This is a genomic window from Bradyrhizobium sp. STM 3809 (assembly GCF_000239795.1).
Classification (GTDB): Bacteria; Pseudomonadota; Alphaproteobacteria; order Rhizobiales; family Xanthobacteraceae; genus Bradyrhizobium.
Genome location: NZ_CAFJ01000235.1, coordinates 1 through 6,506, shown reverse-complemented (window position 1 = coordinate 6,506; position 6,506 = coordinate 1). Strand labels below are relative to the sequence as shown.

Below are 6,506 nucleotides of genomic sequence, written 5' to 3'. Positions count from 1 at the left end.
GTTGAAGAAGGCGTTCAGCAGCACCGCGACCACGGCGCACAGCAGGATGCCTGATTCCAGCATCGGCTTCAGATTCTCCGGCAGGTATTTGAAAAAGCCGGGCGCGGCGAGCGGGATCAGGCCGAAGCCAACCGAAATCGCGACGATGAACAAATTGAAGCGGTTGGTCTTGAAGTCGACATTGGCGAGGATGCGCGCGCCGGTCGCCGCCACCATGCCGAACATCACGAGGCCGGCGCCGCCGAGCACGACCGGCGGCACCGCCTCGACCAGCGCCGCCATCTTCGGCAGCAGCCCGAGCAGCAGCATGATGGCGCCGCCGGTCGCCGTGACCCAGCGCGAGCGCACGCCGGTGACCGAGACCAGGCCGACATTCTGCGAGAACGAGGTATAGGGGAAGGTGTTGAAGATGCCGCCGAGCAGCGTGCCGACGCCATCGGCGCGCAGGCCGCGCGACAGCGCCTGGCGGTCGATGGTCTTGCCGGTCATCTCGCCGAGCGCCAGGAACATGCCGAGCGATTCGATCATCACCACGATCATGACGATGCACATCGTCACGATCGGCACCGTGTGGAATTCCGGCACGCCGAACTTGAACGGGACGACCAGCGCGCCCCAGGGCGCCGCGGCCACCTTCTCGAAATGCATCACGCCCAGCACGGTCGCGAGCACCGCGCCGGCGACGATGCCGAGCAGCACCGAGACGTTGGCGATGAAGCCGGTGCCCCATTTGATCAGGCCGAGGATGAACAGCAGCACGAACAGCGCGATGCCGAGCCCCTGGAGCTGGCCATAGGCCGGATTCGGGAAGTCGCCCTTGGCGCCGTCGATGACCTTCGTGATCGTCGGGAGGCCGCCTCCGCCGGCCCAGTTGATGCCGACGCGCATCAGCGAGATGCCGATGATCAGGATGATGGTGCCGGTGACGACGGGTGGAAACAGCGGCAGCAGCCGGCTGACGAAGGGGGCGACGATGATGCCGAACAGGCCGGCGGCGATCACCGAGCCATAGATGCCGAGCAGGCCGATCTCGGGCGAGGCGGCCATCGACAGCATCGGGCCGACGGAGGCGAAGGTGACGCCCATCATGACCGGCAGGCGGATGCCGACGCCGGGGAAGCCGATGCACTGCACCAGCGTGGCGAGGCCGCAGGCGAACAGATCGGCGCTGATCAGGAAGGCGACATCCTCGGGCGGCAGCTTCAGCGCGCGGCCGATGATCAGCGGCACCGCGACGGCGCCCGCATACATCACCAGCACGTGCTGCAGGCCGAGCGCGAGCAGCTTCGGCGCCGGCAGCATCTCGTCGACCGGATGAATCGTGTCGCTCATCGTCGTCCCCCCAGTTAGTCCCAATGATCGCCTCAGTCGCCGAACCTCTCCTGCAACCGTGCAAACAGCCGGTCCGGCTTGAACGGCGCCGATGTGAAGCGGATGCCGGTCGCGGCGCGGATCGCGTTGCCCAGCGCGGCCGCGACCGGATTGTACGGGCTTTCGCTCATCGACTTCGCGCCGAGCGGGCCGATGCTGTCGGCCGTGTCGGCGAACAGCACCTCGGTCCGCGGCACGTCGGCATAGGAGGGCAGGTGATAGTCGCGGAAGCGCGGATTGATCACCCGGCCGGCGTCGTCGATCACCACCTCCTCGTAGAGCGCGGCGCCGAGCGATTGCGCGACGCCGCCCTCGATCTGGCCGCGGCACTGCATCGGATTGGCGACGCGGCCGGCGTCGGCGGCCTGCACGCTCTTGAGGATCCGGACCACGCCGGTGTGCTTGTTCACGGCGACGCGAAAGCCCTGGACGTTGAACGCGACCGAGCGCGGCGTGCCTTGCGAGTTGCCGGTCGCCGTCAGCGGCGCTCCACTGACCCTGGCGATGCTGGCAAACGAGAGCCGCTGCGCGCCGCAACTGATCGCATCATCCGCGATCCGGCAGTCGGCGGCATCGACGCTCCAGCGGTCCGCCGCAAAGCGCTTGATCTTGTCCGCCAGCGCCTCGGCCGCCGCCTGCGTCGCGCGTCCCGCGACGAAGGTGCCGGTAGAGCCATAGGCGCCGGTGTCGTGGCCGCCATGCGCGGTGTCGGATTGTTTGAGACTGATGCGGTCGACCGTCGTGCCCAGCACGGTCGCGGCGATCTGGCGATGCACGGTGCTGGTGCCGTTGCCGAACTCGGCGGTGCCGACGGTCAGCGTGAAGCCGCCATCGTCGCGCAGGGCGAGGCTGGCGTCGGCGAAATGGCCGTCGGGCGGCACGGTGTCGATCATCGTCAGCGCGATACCGTCGCCCTTCAGCCATTCGTCCGACAGCTCAGGCGCCGGCGTAGCCTCGGCCATCGCGCGCTCGACCAGATCGAGGCACTGGTCGAGGCCGTAGGAGCCGTACAGCACGTCGCTATGCTCGACGCCGGGCGGCGCCAGCATCGGGTCGCCGGGCCTGACGACGTTGCGGCGGCGCATCTCGAAGGGGTCGAGGCCGAGCTGGAGCGCGAGCTCGTCGATCGCGGCTTCCACCGCGAAGGTGGTCTGCGGCAGGCCGTAGCCGCGGAAGGCGCCCGCCGGCACCGTGTTGGTGTAGGCGACGACGGCGTCGACCTTCTTGTTCGGACACTTGTAGACCGAGATCGACTCGCCGCAGGCGTGGAACAGCACGGGCCCGGCGTGATTGCCGTAGGCGCCGGTGTTGGAGAGCACGTCGAGCTGCAGCGCGGTCAGCCGGCCGTCCTTGTCGGCGCCGGCCTTGACGGTGACGCGCATCGGATGCCGCGTCGAGGTCGCGATGAACTGCTCCTCGCGCGTGAACTCCAGCTTGACGGGCCGCCTTGTCTTCAAGGCGGCGAGCGCGAGGATGTCCTCGACGAACATCTCCTGCTTGCCGCCGAAGCCGCCGCCGACGCGCTCGCAGAGCACCCGGACCTTGTCGGGCGCGAGGTCGAAGATCTCGGCGAGCGCCCGCCGCGTCAGGAACGGCACCTGCGTGCTGGAGCGGACCGTGAGCACGCCGTCATCGTCGAGCCAGGCGAGGCCGCCGTGCGTCTCGAGCGCGGCGTGCTGGACGCGCTGCGTCGTGAAGGTGCCTTCGTAGGTGGCCGCGGAGGATGCGAGCGCGGCCGCGACATCGCCGAACTCGCCATGGGTCTCGGCGACGATGTTGCGGCTGACGTTGGCGACGCGATGCTCGCTGCCGCGGCCGGCATGAATGACCGGTGCGCCCTCGGCGATCGCCTCGGCCGGATCGACCACGGCAGGCAGGATCTCGTAGTCCACGACAAGGCGCCGGCAGGCCTCCTCGGCCGCGCCCTCGCTTTCGGCAACCACGGCTGCGACCTTCTGGCCAATGAAGCGGACGACATCGTCGAGCACACGGGTGTCGGCGGGATCCATCCAGGCCTGCTCGTGGCGCGCGGTCGAGAACAGCGTGGCCGGCGCGTCCTCATGCGTCAGCACCGCATGCACGCCGGGCACGGCGAGCGCCGCCGTCCTGTCGATGCTCCTGATGCGCGCATGGGCATGCGGCGAGCGCAGGAGCTTGACGTGCAGCAGGCCCTCGATCGCGGTGTCGAAGGTGTAGCGCGCCTGGCCGCGCACCAATTCAGGGCCGGCAGGCGCGGGCAGGCTGCGGCCGAAGGCCTCGCCGGCCGCGACCTCGTCGACATGCGTCAGGCCGAGCAGCGCGTCCTCGATGGCGCGATAGCCGGTGCAGCGGCACAGATTGCCCTTGAGCGCCGCGCCGAGATCCTTCTTCTGCGCCTGGTTGAGCGAGGCGCAGGTGACGATCATGCCGGCGGTGCAGAAGCCGCATTGAAACGCCTGCGCGTCGAGGAAGGCCTGCTGCATCGGATGCAGGCCGTCATCGCTCGCGAGGCCTTCGATGGTCGTGACGGCCTTGCCGTCGGCGCGGAACGCCGGGATCAGGCAACTGTGCACCGGCTCGCCGTCGAGCAGCACCGTGCAGGCGCCGCAATCGCCGGCATCGCAGCCCTTCTTGACGCCGAAATGTCCGGTGTCGCGCAGGAACGTGCGCAGGCATTGCCCCGGGCGCGGCGCGGCCTCGACCGCTCTGCCATTGACGATCACGCTCATGGCCTGACGCCTGCGAGCTCGGCGCGGATCTCCTCGGCAAGACGCAAGGTCATCGCCTTGCGCCAGGCGGGCTTGCCGTGGACGTCGTCATGATAGAGCGCATCGGGAATGTCGCTGATGCCGGCACGCAGCGCGACCGCGTCGGGCATGGCGGCAAAGCGCAACTGCAGCGGTCTGATGGTCGAGCCGGTGACGGTGAGCAGCAGGTCGCCGTCGCGGCCGGCCGTGCCGATCAGCAGCGCGCCGGAGCGGCCGACCGGCGTCAGCGCGATCTGGCGGAAGGCGGTGCGCCGCTTCAGCGCCGCGAGCGGAACGTCGATCTGGCGCAGCAGGTCGCCGGGCGCGAGCACGTTGCGGTTGTTGCCGGTGACGAAGTCGACGACCGCGATGCGCTGCTCGCTGCCGTCGTTCTTCCAGATCGTGCAGACGCCTTCGAGCGCGGCGAGCAGCGAGATCATCGGGCCGGCCGGCAGCGACATGCAGAGATTGCCGCCGACGGTCGCCGTCTTCCAGATCTTGAACGAGGCGAGGAACGCGCGGCAGCACTGGTCGATCAGCGGCGCGGCGGTCCATTCGGCCGGACATGGCAGTTCATCGAGCGCGGCGACGCTGCAGGTCGCGGCAACGGTCAGGCCGTGCTCGCCGATGGTGAGCGGCGGCCAGGCGAGATCGCTGAGATCGATCAGCCGCGACAGCTGCGCCTGCGGCTCGGAGAACAGCCAGGTGCCGCCGGCCAGCCAGGCATCGCCTGCCTTCCAGCTGGGCAGCTCGGCCCGATTTCGCGGGCGTACGACCTCGGTGATGGTGTTCAGGTCCATGGTGACGCAAGCTCATTGGCGACGCCGATCGCCGGTGAAATCCTTGCAAGACCGGCGCCAACTGGCAATAGGATGACGTTGGCCTTTCGCTTGCACGTCCCCGGCAGAGGCGAACGCCCCGCAGCGAGACGAGACCGCCATGAGCACCACGCCGATTTGGATCAAGGACCCGCTCGCCATTCTCGCCGACGGTGCCGCGCGCGGCATCGTCGTCAAGGACGGCCGCATCGTCGAGCTGGTGGCCGCGGGCAGGGAGCCGGCGACCGAGGGCTGCGTGGCCTATGATGCGAGCGCCCACGTCGTGATCCCCGGGCTGATCAACACGCACCACCATTTCTACCAGACGCTGACCCGGGCGCTGCCGGCAGCGATGGACCGCGAGCTGTTCCCGTGGCTGAAGGCGCTGTATCCGATCTGGGCGAAGCTGACGCCGGAGGCGCTGGATGCGGCGGTCACGCTCGCGATGGCAGAGCTGATGCTGTCGGGCTGCACCACGACGACCGACCATCACTACGTCTTTCCGGCCGGCCTGGAGGATGCCGTCGGCATCGAGGTCGCCGCGGCGAAGCGGCTCGGCATCCGCGTGCTGCTGACGCGCGGCTCGATGAACCTGTCGGAGCGCGACGGCGGCTTGCCGCCGGACAGCGTCGTGCAGGACGAGGACACGATCTTGGCCGACAGCGAGCGCGTGGTCGCGACCTATCACGAGCGCGGACCCGACGCGATGGTGCAGATCGCGCTGGCGCCGTGCTCGCCGTTCTCGGTGACGGGATCGTTGATGCAGAAGACGGCGGCGCTGGCCGACAGGCTCGACGTGCGGCTGCACACCCATCTGGCGGAGACCGAGGACGAGAACCGCTTCTGCGAGGCGATGTTCGGCTGCCGTCCGCTCGACTATCTCGAGCAGAACGGCTGGCTCGGCCCGCGCACCTGGCTCGCGCACGGCATCTTCTTCAACGCCGACGAGATGAAACGTCTCGGCAAGGCCAAGACGACGATCAGCCATTGCGCCTGCTCGAACCAGCTGCTCGCGTCGGGCTGCTGTCCGGTGTGCGAGATGGAGGAGGCGGGCGTCGGCATCGGTCTCGGCGTTGACGGCTCCGCCTCGAACGACGGCTCCAACCTGATGCAGGAGGTGCGCGCCGCGTTCCTGCTGCAGCGGGCGCGCTACGGCGTCAGCCGCATCAGCCACAAGGATGCGCTGCGCTGGGCGACCAAGGGCTCGGCTGCCTGCGTCGGCCGGCCCGAGCTCGGCGAGATCGCAGTGGGCCATGCGGCCGACCTCGCGCTGTTCAAACTGGATGAATTGCGCTTCTCCGGCGCCGGCGATCCAATCGCGGCGCTGGTCTTGTGCGGCGCGCACCGCGCCGATCGCGTCATGGTCGGCGGCCGCTGGACGGTGCTCGACGGCGCTATTCCCGGACTCGATGTCGCCAGCCTGATTGGCCGCCACAGCGCGGCGGCGAAGGCGATGCGGGGATGAGCCGCAGTTCGGCTGATACTTAGGGCGAAACTCTCTCCCCGCTTAAAGTACGACTATCGCATTTGGTTCGGCGCTCACCGGGGGCCTCATGGTTCGAGACGCGCCGAAGCCGGCGCTCCTCACCAT

General features: G+C 68.9%; 4 protein-coding genes. 1 reads left to right on the top strand and 3 read right to left on the bottom strand.

The genetic code is table 11. The features are described from left to right. From BRAS3809_RS12885 to BRAS3809_RS12875, 3 genes are all read right to left on the bottom strand, one after another. Positions 1-1,332, bottom strand: a 1,332-nt coding sequence (locus BRAS3809_RS12885; RefSeq protein ID WP_035656218.1) for a nucleobase:cation symporter-2 family protein, incomplete at its 3' end; no start/stop codon positions are given. A 32-nt stretch (positions 1,333-1,364) separates the two neighbouring features. Next, positions 1,365-4,079 carry a molybdopterin-dependent oxidoreductase gene (locus BRAS3809_RS12880; protein WP_008962534.1) on the bottom strand — a complete coding sequence of 905 codons (2,715 nt, stop codon included), beginning with the start codon at positions 4,077-4,079 and terminating at the stop codon, positions 1,365-1,367. After that, the gene (locus BRAS3809_RS12875) at positions 4,076-4,897 is read right to left on the bottom strand and encodes an FAD binding domain-containing protein (protein WP_008962533.1); all 822 of its coding nucleotides are present in this window, start codon (positions 4,895-4,897) and stop codon (positions 4,076-4,078) included. Before BRAS3809_RS12875 ends, BRAS3809_RS12880 begins: the two co-directional genes overlap by 4 nt. 139 nt (positions 4,898-5,036) lie before the next feature. Between BRAS3809_RS12875 and BRAS3809_RS12870 the strand changes: the two genes are divergently transcribed. After that, on the top strand, positions 5,037-6,380 hold the full coding sequence (locus BRAS3809_RS12870) for an 8-oxoguanine deaminase (protein WP_008962532.1): 1,344 nt from the start codon (positions 5,037-5,039) through the stop codon (positions 6,378-6,380). Positions 6,381-6,506 lie beyond the last annotated feature (126 nt).

Excerpts from the sequence above, each read along its gene's own strand:
- BRAS3809_RS12875 (WP_008962533.1), bottom strand. The coding sequence starts at position 4,897 with ATGGACCTGAACACCATCACCGAGGTCGTACGCCCGCGAAATCGGGCC.
- BRAS3809_RS12880 (WP_008962534.1), bottom strand. The coding sequence starts at position 4,079 with ATGAGCGTGATCGTCAATGGCAGAGCGGTCGAGGCCGCGCCGCGCCCG.
- BRAS3809_RS12870 (WP_008962532.1), top strand. The coding sequence starts at position 5,037 with ATGAGCACCACGCCGATTTGGATCAAGGACCCGCTCGCCATTCTCGCC.